21 protein-coding genes are annotated in these 19274 nt (G+C 67.0%); 13 read left to right on the top strand and 8 right to left on the bottom strand.

Translation table 11 applies throughout. The features are described from left to right. Position 1: 1 nt before the first annotated feature. A complete protein-coding gene (locus RCH15_RS00105) occupies positions 2-781 on the bottom strand; it encodes a glycosyltransferase family 2 protein (protein ID WP_442784495.1) in 780 nt (259 codons plus the stop codon). 709 nt (positions 782-1490) lie between these two features. On the opposite strand from RCH15_RS00105, the gene RCH15_RS00100 reads away from it, so the two are divergent. Beyond that, entirely contained in the window at positions 1491-3452 is a 1962-nt protein-coding gene (locus RCH15_RS00100) for a hypothetical protein (protein WP_326956822.1), read from the top strand. Positions 3453-3593: 141 nt separating this feature from the next. Here RCH15_RS00100 and RCH15_RS00095 read toward each other — a convergent pair whose 3' ends face one another. Further along, on the bottom strand, positions 3594-4373 hold the full coding sequence (locus RCH15_RS00095) for an SDR family NAD(P)-dependent oxidoreductase (protein ID WP_326957693.1): 780 nt from the start codon (positions 4371-4373) through the stop codon (positions 3594-3596). 82 nt (positions 4374-4455) lie between these two features. Here RCH15_RS00095 and RCH15_RS00090 point away from each other — a divergent pair, with 82 nt between their 5' ends. The 4 genes from RCH15_RS00090 (at position 4456) to RCH15_RS00075 (ending at position 6529) form a co-directional block, all read left to right on the top strand. Next, positions 4456-5058: a TetR/AcrR family transcriptional regulator gene (locus RCH15_RS00090; protein WP_326956820.1), complete on the top strand. Its 603-nt coding sequence runs from the start codon at positions 4456-4458 to the stop codon at positions 5056-5058. Between the two features lie 81 nt (positions 5059-5139). Beyond that, entirely contained in the window at positions 5140-5682 is a 543-nt protein-coding gene (locus tag RCH15_RS00085; RefSeq protein ID WP_326956818.1) for a TspO/MBR family protein, read from the top strand. 62 nt (positions 5683-5744) lie between these two features. Beyond that, entirely contained in the window at positions 5745-6179 is a 435-nt protein-coding gene (locus tag RCH15_RS00080; protein WP_326956816.1) for a YidH family protein, read from the top strand. 2 nt (positions 6180-6181) lie between these two features. After that, positions 6182-6529, top strand: a complete 348-nt coding sequence (locus RCH15_RS00075) for a DUF202 domain-containing protein (RefSeq protein ID WP_326956814.1) — start codon at positions 6182-6184, stop codon at positions 6527-6529. Between the two features lie 14 nt (positions 6530-6543). Here the strand turns inward: RCH15_RS00075 and galK are convergent, their stop codons facing one another. After that, positions 6544-7710, bottom strand: a complete 1167-nt coding sequence (gene galK, locus RCH15_RS00070) for a galactokinase (protein ID WP_326956812.1) — start codon at positions 7708-7710, stop codon at positions 6544-6546. Continuing rightward, on the bottom strand, positions 7707-8882 hold the full coding sequence (gene galT, locus RCH15_RS00065; RefSeq protein ID WP_326956811.1) for a galactose-1-phosphate uridylyltransferase: 1176 nt from the start codon (positions 8880-8882) through the stop codon (positions 7707-7709). Before galT ends, galK begins: the two co-directional genes overlap by 4 nt. Before the next feature lie 150 nt (positions 8883-9032). On the opposite strand from galT, the gene RCH15_RS00060 reads away from it, so the two are divergent. From RCH15_RS00060 to RCH15_RS00045, 4 genes are all read left to right on the top strand, one after another. Next, positions 9033-9812 carry a DeoR/GlpR family DNA-binding transcription regulator gene (locus tag RCH15_RS00060; RefSeq protein WP_326956809.1) on the top strand — a complete coding sequence of 260 codons (780 nt, stop codon included), beginning with the start codon at positions 9033-9035 and terminating at the stop codon, positions 9810-9812. Positions 9813-9864: 52 nt separating this feature from the next. Then, positions 9865-10437, top strand: a complete 573-nt coding sequence (locus RCH15_RS00055; RefSeq protein ID WP_326956807.1) for an MOSC domain-containing protein — start codon at positions 9865-9867, stop codon at positions 10435-10437. Positions 10438-10505: 68 nt separating this feature from the next. Further along, positions 10506-10691, top strand: a complete 186-nt coding sequence (locus tag RCH15_RS00050; protein WP_326956805.1) for an FBP domain-containing protein — start codon at positions 10506-10508, stop codon at positions 10689-10691. A gap of 156 nt (positions 10692-10847) precedes the next feature. Beyond that, positions 10848-12095 carry an MFS transporter gene (locus RCH15_RS00045; RefSeq protein WP_326956803.1) on the top strand — a complete coding sequence of 416 codons (1248 nt, stop codon included), beginning with the start codon at positions 10848-10850 and terminating at the stop codon, positions 12093-12095. 87 nt (positions 12096-12182) lie between these two features. Here RCH15_RS00045 and RCH15_RS00040 read toward each other — a convergent pair whose 3' ends face one another. Then, the gene (locus tag RCH15_RS00040; RefSeq protein WP_326956801.1) at positions 12183-13079 is read right to left on the bottom strand and encodes a LysR family transcriptional regulator; all 897 of its coding nucleotides are present in this window, start codon (positions 13077-13079) and stop codon (positions 12183-12185) included. Positions 13080-13192: 113 nt separating this feature from the next. Between RCH15_RS00040 and mdlC the strand changes: the two genes are divergently transcribed. The 3 genes from mdlC to RCH15_RS00025 all read left to right on the top strand — a co-directional run bounded on the left by mdlC (position 13193) and on the right by RCH15_RS00025 (position 16704). Continuing rightward, complete coding sequence (mdlC, locus tag RCH15_RS00035) at positions 13193-14797, top strand: benzoylformate decarboxylase (RefSeq protein ID WP_326956799.1); 1605 nt, start codon at positions 13193-13195, stop codon at positions 14795-14797. A gap of 23 nt (positions 14798-14820) precedes the next feature. Further along, the gene (locus tag RCH15_RS00030) at positions 14821-16302 is read left to right on the top strand and encodes a benzaldehyde dehydrogenase (protein WP_326956797.1); all 1482 of its coding nucleotides are present in this window, start codon (positions 14821-14823) and stop codon (positions 16300-16302) included. 195 nt (positions 16303-16497) lie between these two features. Further along, entirely contained in the window at positions 16498-16704 is a 207-nt protein-coding gene (locus tag RCH15_RS00025) for a hypothetical protein (RefSeq protein WP_326956795.1), read from the top strand. Between the two features lie 284 nt (positions 16705-16988). Here RCH15_RS00025 and RCH15_RS00020 read toward each other — a convergent pair whose 3' ends face one another. Beyond that, positions 16989-17498: a PAS domain-containing protein gene (locus RCH15_RS00020; RefSeq protein ID WP_326956794.1), complete on the bottom strand. Its 510-nt coding sequence runs from the start codon at positions 17496-17498 to the stop codon at positions 16989-16991. After that, positions 17495-18085, bottom strand: coding sequence for an alpha/beta fold hydrolase (locus RCH15_RS00015; RefSeq protein ID WP_326957691.1), 591 nt, complete (start codon positions 18083-18085; stop codon positions 17495-17497). The genes RCH15_RS00020 and RCH15_RS00015 overlap by 4 nt, the downstream gene beginning before the upstream one ends. A gap of 89 nt (positions 18086-18174) precedes the next feature. Between RCH15_RS00015 and RCH15_RS00010 the strand changes: the two genes are divergently transcribed. Further along, positions 18175-18864: a hypothetical protein gene (locus RCH15_RS00010; protein WP_326956792.1), complete on the top strand. Its 690-nt coding sequence runs from the start codon at positions 18175-18177 to the stop codon at positions 18862-18864. Positions 18865-18872: 8 nt separating this feature from the next. On the opposite strand, the gene RCH15_RS00005 is transcribed toward RCH15_RS00010, so the two are convergent. Continuing rightward, on the bottom strand, positions 18873-19274 hold a 402-nt coding region (locus RCH15_RS00005), incomplete at its 5' end, for a YihY/virulence factor BrkB family protein (RefSeq protein ID WP_326956790.1).

The following is a 19274-nucleotide window of genomic DNA, read 5'->3' as shown; positions in this document are numbered from 1 at the left end:
CTTAGGCTCCTTCCACCGCGGTAAGCACGCTCCGCGGGTCCGTAGGTGTGCGGGCAAAGCGGACATTTGGATAGGTGTACTTGACCCGACGGAGGGCTTCCGGCCTTGCCCCCGCGGTCGGCGCTTCCCACGCAGTGCACTCTTTCGCCAGGGTCCGGAGAACCCGCCAGCCGTCGCGGAAGGTCTGCAAGTTTGAAACACCGGAGATGCGGTCAAGTTCGAAGCTCGGGACTTCCGCGATCCGCAGACCCGCACGGGCGGCCCTGACGATCAGTTCCGTCTCAATTTCAAAGCCGTCGGACTCCAGCTCGAGAACCTCAAGGCACTCCCGGCGGAGTGCTATGTAGCCGTAGCACAGGTCCGAATAGTTGCTCCTGAGCACCGTGTTCGCGAGCCCTGTCAGCACCCGGTTTCCGGCGTTCCGCAACCAGGTCAGGTCTTCCGACCCGCCCCCCGTGACGTACCGGGAACCCTTGACGAAGTCATAGTCATGCTGAAGCGGGGAGACGAACCAGCCGATTTCCTGCGGGTCCATGCTTCCGTCTGCGTCCAGCATGACGATGATGTCTCCGGACGCCGCTGCGAAGCCGGCGCGGACCGCGATGCCTTTGCCTTTGCGCGGTTCCGCCACGACAACAACGTCCACCCTCAGCGCCTTGGCGACGTCGATCGTGTGGTCGTGGGACCGACCGTCGACGATGACCACTTCGTCCACATAGGACGGCATGCGCCGCAGCACCCAGGGCAAATTCATTTCTTCATTAAGAGTTGGAATTACCACGCTCACCGAAGCTCTCGGCGAGCCGTCGATTCGCTCACTCGGCGAATCTGGAACTAAGTTTGGAATAGACAAAAGCCTCACCACTTCATGAAATTTCGGACGCTAACAGCATTGCCACCAGCGAATGAGAACCTAAAGGACGAATTCAGAGATATTCGTCAAACTATGCGCGACCCCGAACCCCCAGCGGCCACCGGCGGGTGACCTGGTCTGAGCCTAAAGTTCACCCAATGTTGTGTCACGAGTGGCTAATACTTGGTTGTCCGTTCCGCGGACTACGTTATCCCTGCACCTCTACTTGGGTGTCCGGGGCTGCCTACTCGGGAACCGGGACTGGCTCTTCGGCGGTGTACTCACTCGGTGGATTTGACGCCGATATTCGTTGAGTTTGAGCGCTTTTGTGCAGATACTGGAACCGTACGCCGCCCCCAGCACAAGGTCTAGGGCCGGCGCACCGCAGTCGAGGCAGCGCTTGCCCGCGGCTGCGACTTTGGGGGAAACGGGATGCCGGGTGCAGGTTGCCTGACACCCGGGGGGACATATCGCGTATTCCATGTCAGCTCTTTCTCCGCCACGAAAGACAGAAAACTCCACTAGCGAAAGAACCCTTTTCACTTCCGGGAAGAGTAGCTGGCATCACCGTAGTCGGGAGATATTGGCAGCTCGTCATGCAAACCGCGATTATGCGTATTAAGGAACGGCGATCACGATGAAACAAACAGTCCGCTGGATTAGTCAAAGCCTGGTCATGGCCTTAATTGTGACCGGAGGCCTGCTGGGAATCACCAGCAGCGCCTCGGCGGCCACCAACTACGGTTATCCGAGCATCAGTTACACCGGAGTCAGCAACCCGCCAACGTCGGATAAACCGCAGAGCAAGCTGTGGTTCACGGGCGGGTCGTGGTGGGCCGATATGTGGACCTCCGGCAAGGGCTGGCAAATCTACCGCCTGAACGTTTCAACGAAGACGTGGGTCAGCACCGGCCTCACCAACGACACCCGCGCCTCCACACTGTCCGACACCCTGTGGGACGGCAGCCACCTGTACATCGCCTCCCATGTGGTGACCGTGTCCGGTGACTCTTCACCCAAGGCTTCTGTTTCGGGTCAGCCGGCCAAGCTCTACCGCTACAGCTTCGCTGCGGGGAAGTTCACCCTGGACAGTGGCTTCCCAACCACCATCACCAATAACAGCAGTGAGTCACTGACGATTGACAGGGACAGCACCGGAGCCATCTGGGCCACCTGGACGCAGGTCGCCGGCAACTCCACCAGCGGCTTCACCAACACCGTCTACGTCAACCGCTCCGCAGTGGGCGGCACCAGCTGGAGCTCTCCGTTCGTCCTTCCTGTCGTGAACCCCCGCCCTGCCCCGGATGACATCTCGGCCATTGTGGCCTTCGGCCGCAACAAGATCGGCATCATGTGGAGCGACCAGCGCGCCGGTGCCGTCCACTGGGCGACCCACACGGACGGGACGAGTCCGACCGCGGCGTCCGCATGGAAGGTCCAGGATGCCGTCAAGGGGAACAAGCTCGCCGACGACCACTTGAGTATTAAGACACTCCAGTCCGACAGCACCGGCCGTGTCTTCGCGGCGATCAAGACCGGCCTCAACGACAGCTCGACCGATAAGACCCTGCCACAGCTGCTGCTGGTGGTTTTCAAGCCGGCTACGGGCGCGTTCACGCGATCCACCGTCGCCACGCTCGGTGACTGCGTGTCCCGCCCGCAGATCGTCCTGGATACGCAGAACAACGTGGTGCACGCGTTCTATACGGCGCCCGGCACCGGTGTCAGCGGCTGCGCCTACTCCGGCATCCCCGGCGCCATCTACGAGAAGACGGCCTCCATGGACAACCCCGTCTTCAAATCCGGACGCGGCACCCCGATCATCCAGGACGGGGCCAGCTCGAACATGAATGATGTGACCACCAGCAAGCAAAGCGTCAACAGCACCACCGGCCTGGTGGTGCTGGCCAGCAACAACGTCACCAAGCGCTACTGGTTCTCCTACCGGACGCTGGGCGGGGTCACACCCCCGCCGCCGACGTCGAGTATCACCGTCGGCGCGTCCACCACCACGACCGCCAACACGGCCACCACTGCCGTGACGCTGAACAAGCCTTCAGGTACCGCTGCCGGCGACGTCCTGGTCGCGTCCTTCACTGCGGACAAGAACCCGGCAGCCAGCGCCCCCTCGGGCTGGACCCCGATCGTGAACACCCTCAACATCAGCAGCGGAGCGCGGGTGTTTGCGTACTACCACGTGGTGGGTTCCGCTGACCCTGCCAGCTATCGCTGGACCCTAAGTACTGCGGTGAAATGGGGCGGGGGCATGACGGCCTACCGGGGCGTCAACAAAACCACGCCGCTGGACACCAAGGTGGTGACAGCCACGAACACCACCTACACAGCCACCAGCATCACGGCTCCCAGCATCACCACAGCCAGCAACAAGGCGATGCTGATCGGCGGTGTCGGCTTCGACAGCTCCTTACCCGCGGCAACCGCCCCGAGCGGCTGGACCGAGCGCTGGGAGGCCGCCAATGCGCAGATTGCTGAACTGGCGGACAAAGTGCAAGCCACCGCGGGGGCCAGCGGAACAGCCACCTGGACGTTCAGTGCCAAGGCCGTCTCGGTGTGGCGGACGGCCTTGAAGCCCGCCTAGTCCGGCCCGGCGGCTGGCAAACAGCCGGACAAGCAGGAAGCGGACGACGGCGGGTAGCTCCCGCCGTCGTCCGCTTCCGTTGTCCGCCTGTCTCGTCCAGAGCGGTCCGTTCTTCCGGATCGGCGCGTTCGGCGGCTGAGATCAAACCGCTGACCAGCCACCGTCGGAGGCGAGGATTGCACCGTTGACATTGGTTCCGTCGTCACTGAGCAGGAAGGTGATCGAAGCCGCCAGCTGGGCCGCCGTGGCCGGAGCCGGGATGTTGGCGCCCATCAGCGGGCCGAGCCGCTCGGCCGCCAACTGGGAGCCCCAGGTTGCTTCGATGTTGGTCAGGGTGGCACCGGGAGCCACGGCGTTGAAGCGCAGGCCGCGCGGCCCATACATCACCGAGGAGTTCTTGGTGAGGCCGACGACGGCGTGCTTGGACGCCGTGTAGGCGGCGCCGGCGGCCGAACCGCGCAGCCCTGCCTCGGAAGCGACGTTGACCACGGAGCCGGAACCAGCCTCAAGCATCACTGGCACCACCGCCCGGGTGAGGCGCATCAAGGCTGTGACGTTGATGAGGAAGACCCGCTCCCAGGTGGCGTCGTCAACCTCATGGATCGGGGCGAAGTGGTCCATGATGCCTGCGACATTCGCGAGGGCGTCGACCCGGCCGCCCGCAGCAGCGACGACGGCGGCGACGACGCCTTCATCCGCAATGTCACCGGCGACAGGAACCAGATCCAGGCTGCTGTTCCCGGCGACCAGTTCGTCCAGCCGTTCCGTGCTGATGTCGGCGGCGATTACTCTTCCGCCTTCCTTTGCGACGCGCAGGGCCGTAGCCAGACCAATGCCGGATCCGGCGCCCGTCACGATCACTGTCCTGCCGGTGAAGCGGCCCGCTGTGATGGTTTCCTGCCAAGTGGCTTCGCTGCCCATAATGACCTTTCCGATGATTCCGCTGTTGATCACACCACCTTATGACACGCTGTGTCATAATGAAAGGGTGAATACTGGTGGGATGTCCCCGCACTGCCCCCAGCCCGCCGGCAGGCGTGCCGCAGGGCGCCCGGCGACCATTGACCCGGACGCCATCGCCAGCCTGGCACTGCGCCTGTTCGCCGAGAATGGCTACGAACGGACTTCCATGGAGGACATCGCCCGGGAAGCCGGGATCGGGCGCAAGAGCCTCTACCGGTACTTCGCCAACAAGGCTGATCTGATCTGGGGCGGCATGGAGCCGGTGATCGAGGCCTCGGGGCACGCCCTCGAGATGACCGGCAGTGGCCTTGACGGCGGCGGAGTTATGGCGGGCTTGCGAGCGGCCGCCGCCGCCGGCGTGGCGGTGATCCCCGATCTGTCGGTGTCGCGCGGACGGCTGCGGCTGATCGCCGAACATCCGGAACTGGCCAGCCGGAGCTACGAGTCCCTCGCCTCCCAGCGCGAACGGGCACGGCTTTACCTCATGGGTCTCGGCGTTCCCGAGGCCACAGCAGGGTACCTGTGCGCGGCTTATCTTGCCGCAACGTTTGAAGCGTGGATGCAGTGGGCGGCAGGCACGGACCCCGATCCCGTGCCGTACCTGCTGGCCGCCGTGGAGGTGCTGCGGGTGCCGGAGGCCTGAGGCTTGGTTCGAACCGCGTAGCCGGGCCGGAGGTCAGCGTTGTCATTTGACCCGCGGGCCCCGATTGGCCACCGTGGGTCAGTGCCCGCGAACCCCAACAACAGCCTCCTGCGCCCCACCCTGGCCGAAGGCGGCCCGCGGGGACGGCAAAGGGTGGCCCTCCTGGGCTTCCTGGCGGCGTCCTGGTGCGTGTCTGCGCTGGGCTCCCTGCCGATCCGAATGGCCGGAGACGGCTGGTACGCGGCCGCGGAGAAGGCACCGTGGACGCCGCCGGGATGGATGTTCGGCTCCGCGTGGCTGGTGCTCTACGCCGCCATGGCCGTCGCGGTGTGGCTCGTGTGGCGGCAGCAGGACGTTGCCCGCCGGCCGGCACTCAGGATCTATGCTGCGCTGCTGCTCCTGTGCCTGCTGTGGCCGCTGATGTTCTTCGGCCTGTACCCGGTACTGGGGACCGCCGCCCTGTGGCTGGCACTTCTCGTCATTGGTGCCCACGCCGCGGCGGCGGCCGCCGCGGTCCTCCACTTCGGACCCATCAGCAGGGTTGCCGGACTATTGATGCTGCCCTACCTCTCGTGGCTTGTGTTCTCGGCGAGCCTGAATATGTATGCGGCCATTCAGAACTGAGTAGCAGGGTCCGCGGCGGCAGAGTGTGGATTTCACCGGTTGAGTGACATCCTAAAAGCACTATGAGCGCATCTGAAGACGCACACAACACACCCGGTCCTGTGGGTAATGGTCCGGACCCCGGGCAGAGCCCGCGCGGACTGCTGGCCCGCGCCCTGGGCGGCGGCACCGACCCCGACCCCCGTTTCACACTGGCCAATGAGCGCACCTTCCTGGCCTGGATCCGGACCTCGCTGGCCATGGTGGCCGGCGGCATCGCCGTCGAGGCCTTCACCCTGGAACTGTTCACTCCGGAACTCCGCAAGACGGTCTCCGTACTGTTACTCCTGCTGGGCCTGGTCACCGGTGGTGGCTCGTTCTTCCGCTGGCTCAATGTGGAGCGTGCCATGCGCCGACAGATTCCCCTCCCCGCGCCGTTGCTCGCCCCGGTCCTGGCGGCAGGAGGCGCCATAGTGGCTGCCGTACTGATGGTTTTCGTCCTCGGACGGGCGTCCTAGCCGTGGCCGGTGCCCGGCCCGCCAGGCTGCACCATGATCCCGGTCTCCAGCCCGAGCGCACGGATCTCGCCTGGCGCCGGACCGCACTGACGCTGGTCACCGCGGCCTGCGTCTTCCTGCGCTGGGTTCCGCTCCATGGCTGGTTTGCCGGCACCCTGGTAACGGCCGCCCTCCTGGCCGCCGCAGGCATTGCCCTGACGCAGCGGCGCCGCTACCACCACCACGCCGGCGGCATCGGCGGCGCCGCGATGGCTGCGAATATCAAGGGGACGGCAGCCATTGCCTGCTGCGTTGTGGTTCTCGCCGTGCTGGGAATCTTCACCGTGCTGGACCTGCCCCTCCAGCCCTAGCAGAACCGTCGTCGTCAGGACAGTCGCTCTGCGCCGGCTGCCGGCGTGACGGTGAAGATGTCCGGCGCGGTGAACCCGGCCTTCCCGAAGGCCCGCGCGACGGCGTCCCGGACCTCCTGCTCAGCTTCGACCGGAGTCAGCGCGATGGCCGAACCGCCGAAACCGCCCCCGGTCATCCGGGCGCCGATGGCGCCGTGACCGCGTGCGGTATCGACGGCGAGGTCCAGCTCGGGGCAGGAAATCTCGAAATCATCACGCATGGAGGCGTGGCTGGCATCGAGCAGGCTGCCGATCTGGTCCGGACCCTGGGACCGGAGGATCTCCACCGTCTGCAGCACACGGTCGTTTTCGGTGACCACGTGGCGGACCCGCCGGAAGGTGACGGGATCGAGGAGCCCGCGGGCCTCCGCAAGGTCGGCCACGGTGACATCCCGCAGGGCCGCGACTCCCAGGAGATCGGCGCCGAGCTCGCAGGACGCGCGGCGGGAGGCGTATCCGCCGTCGGCGTGGGAATGCGCCACCTTGGTGTCGATGACCAACAGCACCAGACCGGCGTCCTGCGCCTGAAACGGGACAAGTTCCACGGACTGGTCCCGGCAGTCGAGGAAGACCGCGTGCCCGCGGGCGCCGCGCAATGACGCGGACTGGTCCATGATCCCCGTGGGCGCGCCAACGAACGCGTTCTCGGCATGCTGGGTCAGTGTGACCATGTCCTGGGCTGTCAGCCCCGCGCCGGTCAAGTCATTCAGGGCCGTGACGACGGCGCATTCGATCGCGTGCGAGGAGGACAACCCCGCGCCGAGCGGGACATCGGAATCGAGCAACAGCTCAAAACCAGGGACTGCAATACCGCGCTGCTGCAGTGCCCAGATGACGCCGAGGGGGTACTTGGCCCAGCCTTTGATGCCCCCCGGGGCCAGGGCCGAGGCATCGGCTTCGACCATTCCCTGGTCGCCAAAGAGGGAGAGCAGCCGGATGGTGCCGTCGCTGCGCAGCCGGACGGCCGTGCGGGCCCGCTTGTCGATGGCGAACGGCAGGACGAAACCGTCGTTGTAATCGGTGTGCTCGCCGATCAGGTTTACCCGGCCGGGGGCGGCCCAAACACCGTCCGGGGCCGCCCCGAAGACGGACTCGAATCGGTGGGCCAGGGCCCCGGCGTCGATGCGTGGTGTGGTGTTCATGCGGGGGTGCTTTCCGGGGTTGGAGAGGTGCGGCGTGCGGCGCCGGCCGGTTCACTAGCGACGAAGGGGACCGTGGCGCCCGCTACTTCGCGTAACCGGATGGCAACGGATTCGGGGGTGGTGTCATTGATGAAGGCCCCCATTGCGGCCTCGGAGCCGGCCAGGTATTTGAGCTTGTCCGCCGCGCGCCGGGGCGAGGTCAGTTGCAGGTGCAGGTGACCGGCCTGACGCAGGGCCGGCTCCAGCGGGGCCTGGTGCCAGGCCGCGATGTAGGGCGTCGGCGTGGGATACAGTGCGTCGAAGCGCTTCAGCAGTTCCGGGTAGAGCTCTGCCAGTTCGTCGCGCTCGGCCCCGGTCAGGGCGGCCAGGTCCGGAATTTGGCGGTGCGGGACCAGGTGGACCTCCAGCGGCCAGCGCGCCGCGAACGGAACGTAGGCGCTGAAGTGCTCGCCCTCAAGCACCATGCGGCTGCCGTCGCTGCGTTCGGCCCGCAGCAAAGACGACGTGAGCGTTGCCATGCCGGCCGACGCCTCCCGGTACGCGCCGGCCGCGGCGGCCAGGGCTGCCCCGCGGGGCGTCACGTAGGGGTAGGCGTAGATCTGACCGTGCGGGTGGTGCAGGGTGACGCCGATTTCTGCGCCCCGGTTCTCGAACGGAAAGACCTGTTTGATTCCGGGCAGCGCGCCGAGGGCCTCCGTCCGGTGCGCCCAGGCGTCAATCACCGTGCGGGCACGACGCCAGCCCAGGCCGGCGAAGGATGCGGTGTGCTGCGGGGTGAAGGCCACCACCTCGCAGCGGCCGATGGCGGGCGCAGTGGTTCCCCAGCCCGGTGCCGCGGGGATCCCGCCGGCGTCCGGGCCGAGGGAGGGGAACCGGTTTTCAAAAACGGCCACATCGTAGTCCGGGGCCGGAATTTCGGTTTGATTGGCTGGCGTCGTCGGGCAGATGGGGCATTGGTCCGCGGGCGGCAGATGCGTGCGGGACTGGCGGTGCGCGGCCACGGCGACCCACTCGCGGCTTAGCGCATCGAAGCGCAGCTGAGCGGGCAGCGGCCGTTTGGGCAGTCCGCGGTGGTCCACGAGGGAGGCGGCCGGCCGCTCGGCAGAGCCGTCGTCGTCGAAGTAGAAAAGCTCACGGCCGTCGCCCAGCCGGGTCTTCGTGATGCGCGTCATGGATCCATTTCTACACGACAAAACATTATCAAACAATAGAGAACAAAATGAAGCACCGGGCTGCGGAGTTAGGATGTGCAGGAGGAAGCTGGCGTTCATCCCGCACCCCACTCCCCCGCTACCAATTCAACACCCCACGAAGGATGCTCCATGCTAGCCGCAGCCCGCCGCTCCGCCATCGTCGCGGAAGTCCAGCGCGAGCGCATCGTTCGCGTCGCGGACCTCGCAGGCATGTTGGGAGTCTCACTCATGACAGTCCGGCGGGACATCGATGCGCTCGACGCCGCTGGCGCTGTGGAAAAAATCCATGGCGGCGCCAAACTGCCCGGCGGTGTGAGCACCCATGAACCCGGCTTTGACCTGAAGGTAACGCAGCTGCAGGACGAGAAGATGGCCATCGCCCACGAGGCCGCCGCGCAGGTGCGCGAGGGCATGGCCGTGGGCATCAGCGCCGGCACCACCACCTGGGCCCTGGCCCACCTGCTGTCCGCCGGACCCCGGATCACGGTGGTCACCAACTCGGTGCGCGTCGCAGATGTGTTCCACCAGAGTTCCTCCCCGTCCACGGTGATCCTCACCGGCGGCGAGCGAACCCCCTCCGATGCCCTGGTGGGGCCGCTGGCCACATCCGCCCTGAAGCAGCTGCACCTCGATGTGTTGTTCCTTGGTGTTCACGGCGTGGACGCCGACGCCGGGTTCACCACGCCGAACGTGCTGGAGGCCGAAACGGACCGCGCGTTCGTGGCCGCGGCCCGCCGCGTGGTGGTGCTGGCCGACCACACCAAATGGGGCACCCTGGGCATCAGCACCATCGCCGGTCTTGAAGACGCCGACGAACTCATTTCCGACGAAGGCCTGCCCGGTGAGGCCCGGCGGATCCTGGGCGAGCGGGTGGGCCGGTTGCGGCTTGCCGGCGGCCGGCAGCGGTAGGCCGGCGGAGAGGACCCCGTCGGTGGCCCCGCCAGCGGATAGTTTTAAACGTATGACCCCCAGCTACAGGTATGACGTTGAGATCCTGCACCTTCTCGTCTCGCCGGCCCACGCGTACTTCGGCCGTGCCCGCGACGGCGCAGCCGATGTCCCGACGGCTGATGCGGAGAGCGTGGAGCTGGTTGCGGGCAAGGGCATCGTTGGGGACCGGTTCTTTGGCAAGGCCGCGCATATGGATGCGGCCGTCACCCTGATTTCCGCCGAGGCTCTTGAGGCCATGGCCGCGGAACTGGGGACCGGACCGTTTGATCCGCTGCTGACCCGGCGCAATGTGGTCATCAGAGGCGCCCAGCTGGCCCCGCTGCTGGGCGGGGAGTTCGGCTTGGAATCGCGGGGCGGCCTGGTACGGCTCCATGCCGGGCGGCCTGCCCATCCGTGTGCCTGGATGGACCGGATGCTCGCCCCCGGTGCGCACGCCGCGATGCGGGGCCGGGGCGGCATCCGCTGCCAGCCGCTTTCGAACGGCATCCTGCACCGCGGACCAGCGGTGCTCATCAGCCCCGTGCCCCTGGATCCCGGGCAGGCCGGTACCCCAACGTTGCTGCGGCCGTCCCGGCTGCCGTAGCAGGTCGGCTGCTGCTCGGGCGGCCGAACTCAACCTTCCCCGCCTCTTTGGCACGCTGACGCGGGAGGATGTGGACGTCCTCGGTTGGCGGGAGGACAAGATGCCCTTGCGCGGACTTCCTGTGCTCGGGCAACGTGCGCGTGCCACGGCCAGTCAGTGGGATCGACCCGGACCCTGCCGAGGTTGTCGAACGCCAGATCCATGGCCTGCGGCTTCGCGCACGGCAGTTCCTGGACCGGGTCCAGGGCGCGTAACCCGGGTTGTTGTAACGGCCCCGCGCATAGAGCCCATCTATGCGCGGGGCCGTTATTATCTATTGGACATGTGTCGTGGGTCTCACCAGACTTGGAGTAACAAAATTTTCGCCGGACGCTTCCGTGTCCGCTGTGTAGACCAAGGACGTTCACACTATGCAAACGCAACGAAAATGGATCGTCATTCTCTGTTGGCTTACGGTCGTCTTCGAAGGGTTCGACCTCGTGGCCCTGGGCGCCTCTATTCCCACCCTGCTGGACACCAAGCATGCAGGCATTGACCCGGCGGGCGCCACCTTCGTGGCCACGATTTCCCTCGTCGGCGTTGGAATCGGCGCGGCCCTGATCGGTCCCATCTCGGACCGCTTCGGCCGGCGCCTGCCCCTGATTATCTGCGTGGCGCTTTTCTCCGTCTTCACCCTGCTGTTCCCCCTGATGCCCAACGTGGCTCTGATGGGCATTCTCCGGCTGGTGGCCGGACTCGGGCTCGGCGGATGCATGCCGGTCGCCGTGACGGCCATGCAGGAAGCTGCGGCCAGTAACGGCAAAGCGCACTCCAGCACCATCACCATGACCGGCTACCACGTAGGTGCCGTCGCAGCGTCGCTGCTCGCGCTGCTGGTCGGCCGCCACTGGGAATGGCTCTTCTACGCCGGCGGCATTCTCGGGCTGCTCGCAGTACCCCTCATGTGGGCCAAGCTGCCGGAAACGTCTCCTATCGTTGCCGCCTCGAAGACCGCGGGCGCGCCTGCGCCGAAGGTCCGCATCGGCAGTCTGCTCCGCGGGCGTTACCTGCGCATCACGCTGGGCCTCTGGGTCGCTGCATTCATGGGCCTCATGCTGGTGTACGGCCTGAACACCTGGCTGCCGCAGCTGATGCGCGGAGCCGGCTACAACGTGGCTGACTCCCTCGTCCTGCTCCTCGTCCTGAATGTGGGTGCCATCGCCGGACTGCTGGTCGGCGGCCGGGTCGCCGACCGCCGCGGCGTCAAGGGCACCACGATGTTCTGGTTCGCGGCTGCCGCCGTACTGCTGGCCATCCTGAGCATCAAGATGGAGAACCAGCTGGTGCTGAACGGCATCGTCTTCGTCACCGGCTTCTTCGTCTTTTGCGCCCAGGTGCTCGTCTACGGCTTCGTGGGCTACCTCTACCCCCGTCACATCGTGGCCTCCGGTATGGGGTTTGTGTCCGCCGTCGGCCGCCTCGGCGCGATTTCGGGCCCTTGGATCACGGGCCTGCTGGTGGTCGCCGGCATCGCCTACCCCTTCAGCTTCTACGTCTTCGCGGCAGCCGCACTGCTGGGTGTCGCCGCGGTGGCTGTCATCCCGAAGGTCAAGCTCGGCGCCCCGGAGGTCACCGAGGAGTCCCCCGCCGGGTCGGCCAAGCCTGCCGGCATCTCCTAGGTTGCCGCCGCGATGCCGGAGACTCCCGTGCGCCGCGGTCCGGCGCCCGGCCCCGCCGCCCGGGACCGGTCACCGTCGCCGGTGCCCTTACTCCTCCGGTTCGGCCAGCGCATCAGCCACCAGTTCCAGGAACCAGGCCGCAGCGCCGGTGGACGAGACGGCCGCATCCCAGTAGAGGCTTACTTCGAACCGGGGCATATCGAATGGCAGCTCACGGATGGCGACGGGCCAGCGCTGCGCCATCCGGGTGGCCATCTGCCGGGGCAGGATGGCCATCATGCGGCAGCCCACCACCACCTCCGCAAGCGCGGAGAAGTGCGGAACCCGCAAAGCAATGACCCGCTCCACTTGCTGCGACCGGATCGCCTGTTCCACCTGGTCGTGGCCCGCGGCCGGGTCCATCGCCACATGCTTGAGGGCCAGGAAGTCCTCCCAGCCAATGCGCGGCCCCGGAGCCGCCGCGTCGGCCGGCAGCACACAGACGTAGCGGTCATCGGCCACGACGGTGCGGCGGCCGGAGACCTCCAGCGGAATGCTCGCGATGGCTCCATCGATCTCACCGTGGGCAAGCCAGGTCCGGACTTGGGAAATCTGCATGGGCACCACTTCCAGGCTGGCGCCGGGTGCCTGGACCACCAGCTGTTTCATGATCCGCGGCAGGAACGCATTCTCGCCAATGTCCGTCAGGCACAGCCGGAATGTCCGGATAGTGCGGGTGGGATCGAACACCCGGTCCGCGTCCACGGCGTCGTCAACGGCGAGCACTGCCTGACGGAACACCGCCGCCAGTTCCGAGGCTCGGGCTGTGGGCGCGTATCCGGCCGGGCCGCGGACGAACAGCGGGTCATGCAAGGCGCGCCGCAGCCGGCCGAGGGCATGGCTGACGGTGGGCTGCGTCAACGACAGTTCCTGCGCAGCCCGGGTCACCGAACGGTGGTCATAGATGCTCAGGAATGTCCGGATCAGGTTCAGGTCAAGGCTCACCAGCCCATCATAGAGAGCGTCTATGCGGGTGCATGGAATTATTTGTTTGTCGGCATAGGGGCTCGGATCCTAGTTTTGTAGGACCAGCAGCCCCGGGATAGGAACGCACCACCATGACCACTGTCAACGACGCCACGTACCAGCTCCTGCGCCAGCATGGACTCACCACAATCTTCGGGAACCCGGGCTCCAACGAGCTGCCGTTCCTCGCCGCCATGCCGGCGGATTTCCGGTATGTCCTGGGCCTCCACGAAGGAGTGGTGGCAGGAATGGCGGACGGCTACGCCCAGGCCACCCGCCGCCCGGCCCTGGTCAATCTGCATGCCGCCTCGGGCTCGGGCAACGCCATGGGCGCGCTCACCAATGCCTGGTACTCGCACACGCCGCTGGTGATCACCGCGGGCCAGCAGGTCCGCGCCACCATCGGGCAGGAGGTGATGCTGTCCAACGTGGACGCCGCTTCGCTCCCCCGCCCGCTCGTCAAATGGAGCGCCGAGCCGGCCTCGCCGCACGACGTCGTCCGGACTATCAGCCAGGCTATCCACACCGCAACGCTTGAGCCGTCCGGACCCGTCTACGTCTCCATCCCCTACGACGACTGGGCGGAGGAGACCGGACCGGCAGAAGAGCACCTGGCCGCACGCGCCGTCGAACACGCCGGTGAGCTCTCCGACGGCCAGCTCGCGGACCTGGTGGCAGCCCTCGACGGCGCCGCGAACCCGGTGCTGGTCCTGGGACCTGACGTGGACTCCGCCCGGGGGAACTCCGACGCCGTCACGCTCGCCGAGCGGCTCGGCGCCCCGGTCTGGGTGGCACCGTCCGCCGCGCGTTGCCCCTTCCCCACCACCCACCCCGCGTTCCGCGGCGTGCTGCCCGCCGCCGTCGCGGGCATCACCGGCGTATTGGCCGGGCATGACCTGATCCTGGTGGTTGGCGCCCCAGTGTTCCGGTACCACCAATACGAACCCGGGAACTACCTCCCCGCGGGCGCCTCCCTGCTGCAGATCACCTGCGACCCTTCAGAGGCGGCCCGCGCACCGATGGGGCGCGCGCTGGTGGCGTCGATCGGCCCGGCGCTGCGCCGCCTGGCCGCGGCAGTGGCACCGCACGGTGCGCAGCAGCAGCCGCGTCAGAGGCGCGGCCTGACCGCACCGACCGCGCAGGAACCGGGTGACGGAAGCGGGCTGGCTCCGGAGGCCGTCTTCGATCTCATCAACGGGCTCGCCCCGGAGGACGCCGTGTACGTCAACGAGACGACGTCGACGGTCGGCGCCTTCTGGGACCGGATGGACATGCGCCACCCCGGCAGCTATTACTTCCCCGCTTCCGGCGGGCTCGGGTTCGGCATGCCGGCCGCGGTCGGAGTCCAACTGGCGGAACCTGAGCGCCGGGTGGTGGCCTTCATCGGCGACGGCTCCGCGAACTACGGCATCACAGCACTCTGGACGGCGGCGCAGTACGGGATCCCCGTGGTGTTCGTGATTCTGAACAACGGCACCTACGGGGCCCTCCGCGGTTTCGCGGCCAAGCTTAACGCCCTCGACGCGCCCGGCCTGGACGTCCCCGGGATCGACTTCGTCTCGCTCGCCGCGGGCTACGGGGTGGACGCGGACCGCGCCGATTCGTTGGAGAAGCTGCGGGACTGCTTCACCAAGGCGCTCGCCTCCGGCAGCCCCACCCTGATCGAAGTCCCCATCACCACCGTCTCCCCGTTCTGATCCACTCCACCGAAAGGCACGCCATGGCTGTCTCCCCCACCATTCTCGACACGTTCCTCGACACCGCCCGCTGGGACGGGAAAATCAACATCGCCGGCTGGATTGGAGGTTCCGGTGGAAGCCTGGACGTCATCGAGCCGGCCACCGGTGCCGTCCTGGGCCGCGTCGGCGTCGCCACGGCCGCGGACGTGGGGCTCGCCGCCACCACGGCCGCCGACGCCCAGCAGGCGTGGGCTGCCGCGCGTCCCGAGGAAAGGGCCGCCGTTCTTCGCCGTGCCGGCCAACTCTGGGAGGAGCACGCCGAAGAAATCCAGGGCTGGATCATTCGCGAAAGCGGCGGTATTCCGGCGAAGGCGGCCTTGGAGACGCACATCGCGGCCAACGAATGCTACGAGGCCGCCGCGCTGCCCTCGCACCCGGCGGGGGAGGTCCTGCCCTCCAATGACGCGCGGTGGTCGTTCGCGCGGCGCCGCCCGGCCGGCGTCGTGTCCGTGATTGCACCGTTCAACTTTCCCCTCATCCTGTCCATCCGCTCCGTGGCCCCGGCGTTGGCCCTGGGCAACGCCGTGCTGCTGAAGCCGGACCCGCGGACGGCAGTGTCCGGCGGCGTCGCGCTGATGCGGGTTTTCGAGGAAGCCGGCCTGCCCGCCGGGCTTCTCTCGCTCCTGCCCGGCGGCGCGGAAACGGGCGCCGCCGTCGTCGAAGCCCCCGAGGTCCGGGTGGTCTCGTTTACCGGGTCGACGGCGGCCGGCCGCAAGGTGGGCGAGGCGGCAGCCCGGCACCTTAAGCGGGCGCACCTTGAGCTCGGCGGCAACAACGCGCTGATCGTGCTTCCAGGCGCCGACCTCGCCAAGGCCGCATCCGCGGGTGCGTTCGGCTCGTTTATGCACCAGGGCCAGATCTGCATGACCACCGGCCGGCACCTCGTCCACGAGTCCATCTACGACGCCTACGTGGCTGCGCTCAGTGACAAAGCCGCGCACCTCCCGGTCGGCGACCCGGCAAGCGGCACGGTGGCGCTGGGACCGATCATTGACGAGACACAGCTCAAACGCATCCACGCAATCGTGGAGGACGCTGTCCAGGCCGGCGCACGGCTATCCGCCGGCGGCACCCATGACGGACTCTTCTACCGGCCCACGGTGCTGGCCGACCTCAGCCCGGACAACCCGGCCTTCGCCGAGGAAATCTTCGGCCCCGTCGCCCCGGTCATCAAGTTCTCCACCGTGGACGAGGCGGTGGCCCTCGTCAACGCCAATGAATACGGCCTCTCCGTAGGAATCCTGGGGGACGTCGGGACGGCGATGAAACTCGCAGACCGGGTCCACTCAGGCAAGGTGCACATCAACGAGCAAACGGTGCTGGACGAGGCCAATGCGCCGTTTGGCGGTGTGGGTTCCTCCGGAACAGGGTCACGGTTCGGCGGTGCCACGGCGAATATCGAGGCCTTCACCGAGGTCCAGTGGCTCACCATGCGCCCGGAGATCGCGCCGTATCCTTTTTAACGCCGGCGGACATCCAGATGGGAGGTCCGGGCCGGACTGTGAGGAGTCTCACCTGCAATAATCGCCGTTTGGCTTGAGACCCCCTCCCGGCGCTGTGCATCATGAAATGGCAAGCCTGGGACGGGAACGTCCCGGCCGGCAAGCCGCAACGGTGCGGCGCCCGGACCTCCGGATCACGAATGGAAGCACTGAACAATGACGTTTGAAACTGCTAACTCATCGGTAACCCACAAGCTCTGGGACCGCGCAAGCATGCACAGCGAACTGGACGCCCTGGTTCACGACCTGTCGGTCCGCCACAACACCGCCAAGACCAACATCGCCGTCCACGCCAGCGGACCCAACACCTTCACGCTGAGCCTGCGTCACGGCGCCGCGAACCTCGAAACGGTTAACCTTTAGGACCCGCAGCCCAGGTAACGGCACGACGACGGCGGGAATCTCCTGCCGTCGTCGTTCTGTTTCTGTTCGTCAGTTCCGATGCCGGGCCGCGCGGCTCAGCCGGCCGCCGGAGCGCGGCTCGCCGCCTTTCGCTTTTCACCCGGTACATGTCCTGGTCGGCGGCGATCAGCAGCGCTTTGGCCAGTTCCTGGTGACCGGCCTCGCCCGCGTCCGCTGGCACGGCGGTGTCTGCCCGCCCGACGGACATGCCCAGTTGGAGCTCCGTGCCCGCGACGGTGACAGTTTCAGCGAGGCAGCCCCGGGCCAGCCCAGCCACTGTCTCCAACTCGCCGGGGTGAGGGCCCGGTGGCGCGCTTCCTGCAGGAGTCTGGCCCGCGCCGCCTCAGCGTCCTCGAGCAGCCGGTGCGCACTGGCCAGTTCACGCTCAAACCGCCGCCGCTCGGGGCCCCGAAGAAGATCATCAAGTCCCGCGGCTCCGGCCCGTCGGTAGTCCGGGTGACGGAGAGCAGCACCGGCCGGCGTTGCCCGTCGGCGCCCAGCAGCTCGATCGAGAGTTCGGAAAAGTGGCCGTCGCGTTCCAGCTTCGGCCCGGCCTGCGTGCGGTACATAAGCCGGTCCCCCGCCGGCATCAGGTCCTGCAGGCGCGTCCCGTCGAGGGCGCCGACGCCAACCCAGGCGCAGAGAGTAGCGTTCGCGGCGAGGATCGCCCCGTCGACGCCAGCCACGACGTACCCCGCGGGAGCCTGATGGAAGAGCTGCCGGTAGTTGACCGCTGCCGCGGTCGCCTCGCTCATCGTTGCTTCAGGTATTCGAGGATGGCCGCAGACGTTTCCTCCGGCGCGCTGCTTTGGGGGAAGTGGCCGGTGGCCGCGAGCCGCACGAGGGTGCTGTTGGGGAGTTCGTGGTGCAGATACGTTCCGACGTGCTCCGGAGTGACGACGTCGTGAGTGCTCTGCAGGACCAGCACGGGGACGGTGACGTCGCGGAGGAGGTGCCGGACATCGGACAGGAACGCCACCCGGGCGAAGTCGCGTGCCACCCGGGGGTTGATCCGGCCGAAGCTGCCTTGGATCTCGTGGTCCATTTCGGGAGCGCCCGGCGTATTCATGTAGACGGGCGATGCCGTGAGCAGGACGAGGCGGCTGAACCGGTGCCCGTCGCCCCGGGCTGCTGCACCGACGGCCATCATGGCCCCGACGCTGTGTCCTACGAGCGCCACGTCCTGCAGGTTAAGTTCGGCACAGACCTCCAGGAGGTCATCGACGTAGGCGTCCAAGTTCGAATACTTCGTGGAACTGTAGGCGGACTGGTCGGATCCGGTGCGTCCTGAGGCCAATCCTGCTGGTGCTGTCCGGCGGCTCCCGCCGTGGCAGGAGTGCACGCCGACTGGTTGGCTCAATAGTAGCCCGGCGGTAACGTATGGCTATGGCTACTCCAGGGACCGTACCGTTGCCCGGCAGGGAACACGGCATGAAGCACTCTCTTAGCCGGGCTGCCGGCCGGGCACTCGCGGCGGCTTTCAAAGCCCTGAAAATCGTACGCCCGGACCGCCCCATCCATCCCGCGGGGGTAGCACTCACTGGAACCGTCGAAAAACTGCCAGGTACCCCCGAAAGCGGAATCCTGTGGATCGATTCTCCCGGCACCACGGCGGTGAGCGCCCGGTTATCGCGGTCCCTCGGCCTGCCTGCCGGCTGGCCGGACATTCTTGGCCTGGCGCTTCGGATTACGACGGAGGAAGGACCCGCGGACGTCTTACTGGCATCGACCGGCTTGTCCTGGCCCGGGCGCCTGGTGCTCACCTTCCACCGCTACGCCAGCACCAGCACGCTGACCTCACTCATGCCCTATAGAGGGTCCCGGGGACCGGTGCTGCTCGCGGCCCGGCCGGACGTGCCCGGTAAGGGGCTTCCTGCCGCCCCCGCAGCGTTCCGCCGGAGGCTTGCCACCGGCACCTGGGCTTTGGGGCTTTACCACGCCAAGCCCGCCGGGCCGTGGATCCGCTTCGGCACCCTGTTGCTGACCATTGAACCCGGAGAAACGGGCCTAAATACCCGGTTCGACCCGGTCAGGCATCCGCTGCCCGGCGCCGGCACCTACCGGTGGGCGCGTGAACTGCGCGAGCGTGCCTACGCCGCTGCCCGGGATCCGCGTCCGTGATGCTCCGCCTAGCCGCCCTCGCCGGAGCGGTCGATCGTGCTGGCCCCGCCGGATCGAGCGCTCTGCCCTCGTGATTCGGGGCTGTCGCCGTCTGTGGTGGTGTGGTGTTCGCGGAGTTCGCGGCCTTGGGTGATGTCTTGTTCTTCTTTTTCCTGGAGTTTGTCGCTTTTTTTGGTGTCGCGGGGTGGGAGTTGGATGGTTTCTTCGGCTTTGATGCCGGCTTGGAGTTGGCGGCCGCGTTCGGTTTCGGCGTCGAATTCGGCGCCGAAGAGCAGTGACATGTTCAGGATCCAGAGCCAGAGCAGGGAGATGATCACTCCGCCGATCGCGCCGTAGGTCTGGTTGTAGCTGCTGAAGTTCCCGACGTAGAACCCGAAGGCCAGGGACGCGAGGAGGAAGATGCCGAGCGC

This window comes from Arthrobacter sp. MP_M4, assembly GCF_035984855.1.
In the GTDB taxonomy this organism is placed as follows: domain Bacteria; phylum Actinomycetota; class Actinomycetes; order Actinomycetales; family Micrococcaceae; genus Arthrobacter.
The sequence above is the reverse complement of the archived record's forward strand: the minus strand, read 5'-3'. Positions and strand labels throughout refer to the sequence as shown.

Coding starts and splice junctions, on each gene's coding strand:
- RCH15_RS00025 (WP_326956795.1), top strand. CDS start 16,498: ATGACGTTTGAAACTGCTAACTCATCGGTAACCCACAAGCTCTGGGAC.
- mdlC (WP_326956799.1), top strand. CDS start 13,193: ATGACCACTGTCAACGACGCCACGTACCAGCTCCTGCGCCAGCATGGA.
- galK (WP_326956812.1), bottom strand. CDS start 7,710: ATGAACACCACACCACGCATCGACGCCGGGGCCCTGGCCCACCGATTC.
- RCH15_RS00050 (WP_326956805.1), top strand. CDS start 10,506: ATGTGGACGTCCTCGGTTGGCGGGAGGACAAGATGCCCTTGCGCGGAC.
- RCH15_RS00045 (WP_326956803.1), top strand. CDS start 10,848: ATGCAAACGCAACGAAAATGGATCGTCATTCTCTGTTGGCTTACGGTC.
- RCH15_RS00010 (WP_326956792.1), top strand. CDS start 18,175: ATGAAGCACTCTCTTAGCCGGGCTGCCGGCCGGGCACTCGCGGCGGCT.
- RCH15_RS00080 (WP_326956816.1), top strand. CDS start 5,745: ATGAGCGCATCTGAAGACGCACACAACACACCCGGTCCTGTGGGTAAT.
- RCH15_RS00020 (WP_326956794.1), bottom strand. CDS start 17,498: ATGAGCGAGGCGACCGCGGCAGCGGTCAACTACCGGCAGCTCTTCCAT.
- RCH15_RS00055 (WP_326956807.1), top strand. CDS start 9,865: ATGACCCCCAGCTACAGGTATGACGTTGAGATCCTGCACCTTCTCGTC.
- RCH15_RS00060 (WP_326956809.1), top strand. CDS start 9,033: ATGCTAGCCGCAGCCCGCCGCTCCGCCATCGTCGCGGAAGTCCAGCGC.
- RCH15_RS00030 (WP_326956797.1), top strand. CDS start 14,821: ATGGCTGTCTCCCCCACCATTCTCGACACGTTCCTCGACACCGCCCGC.
- galT (WP_326956811.1), bottom strand. CDS start 8,882: ATGACGCGCATCACGAAGACCCGGCTGGGCGACGGCCGTGAGCTTTTC.
- RCH15_RS00100 (WP_326956822.1), top strand. CDS start 1,491: ATGAAACAAACAGTCCGCTGGATTAGTCAAAGCCTGGTCATGGCCTTA.
- RCH15_RS00095 (WP_326957693.1), bottom strand. CDS start 4,373: ATGGGCAGCGAAGCCACTTGGCAGGAAACCATCACAGCGGGCCGCTTC.
- RCH15_RS00090 (WP_326956820.1), top strand. CDS start 4,456: ATGTCCCCGCACTGCCCCCAGCCCGCCGGCAGGCGTGCCGCAGGGCGC.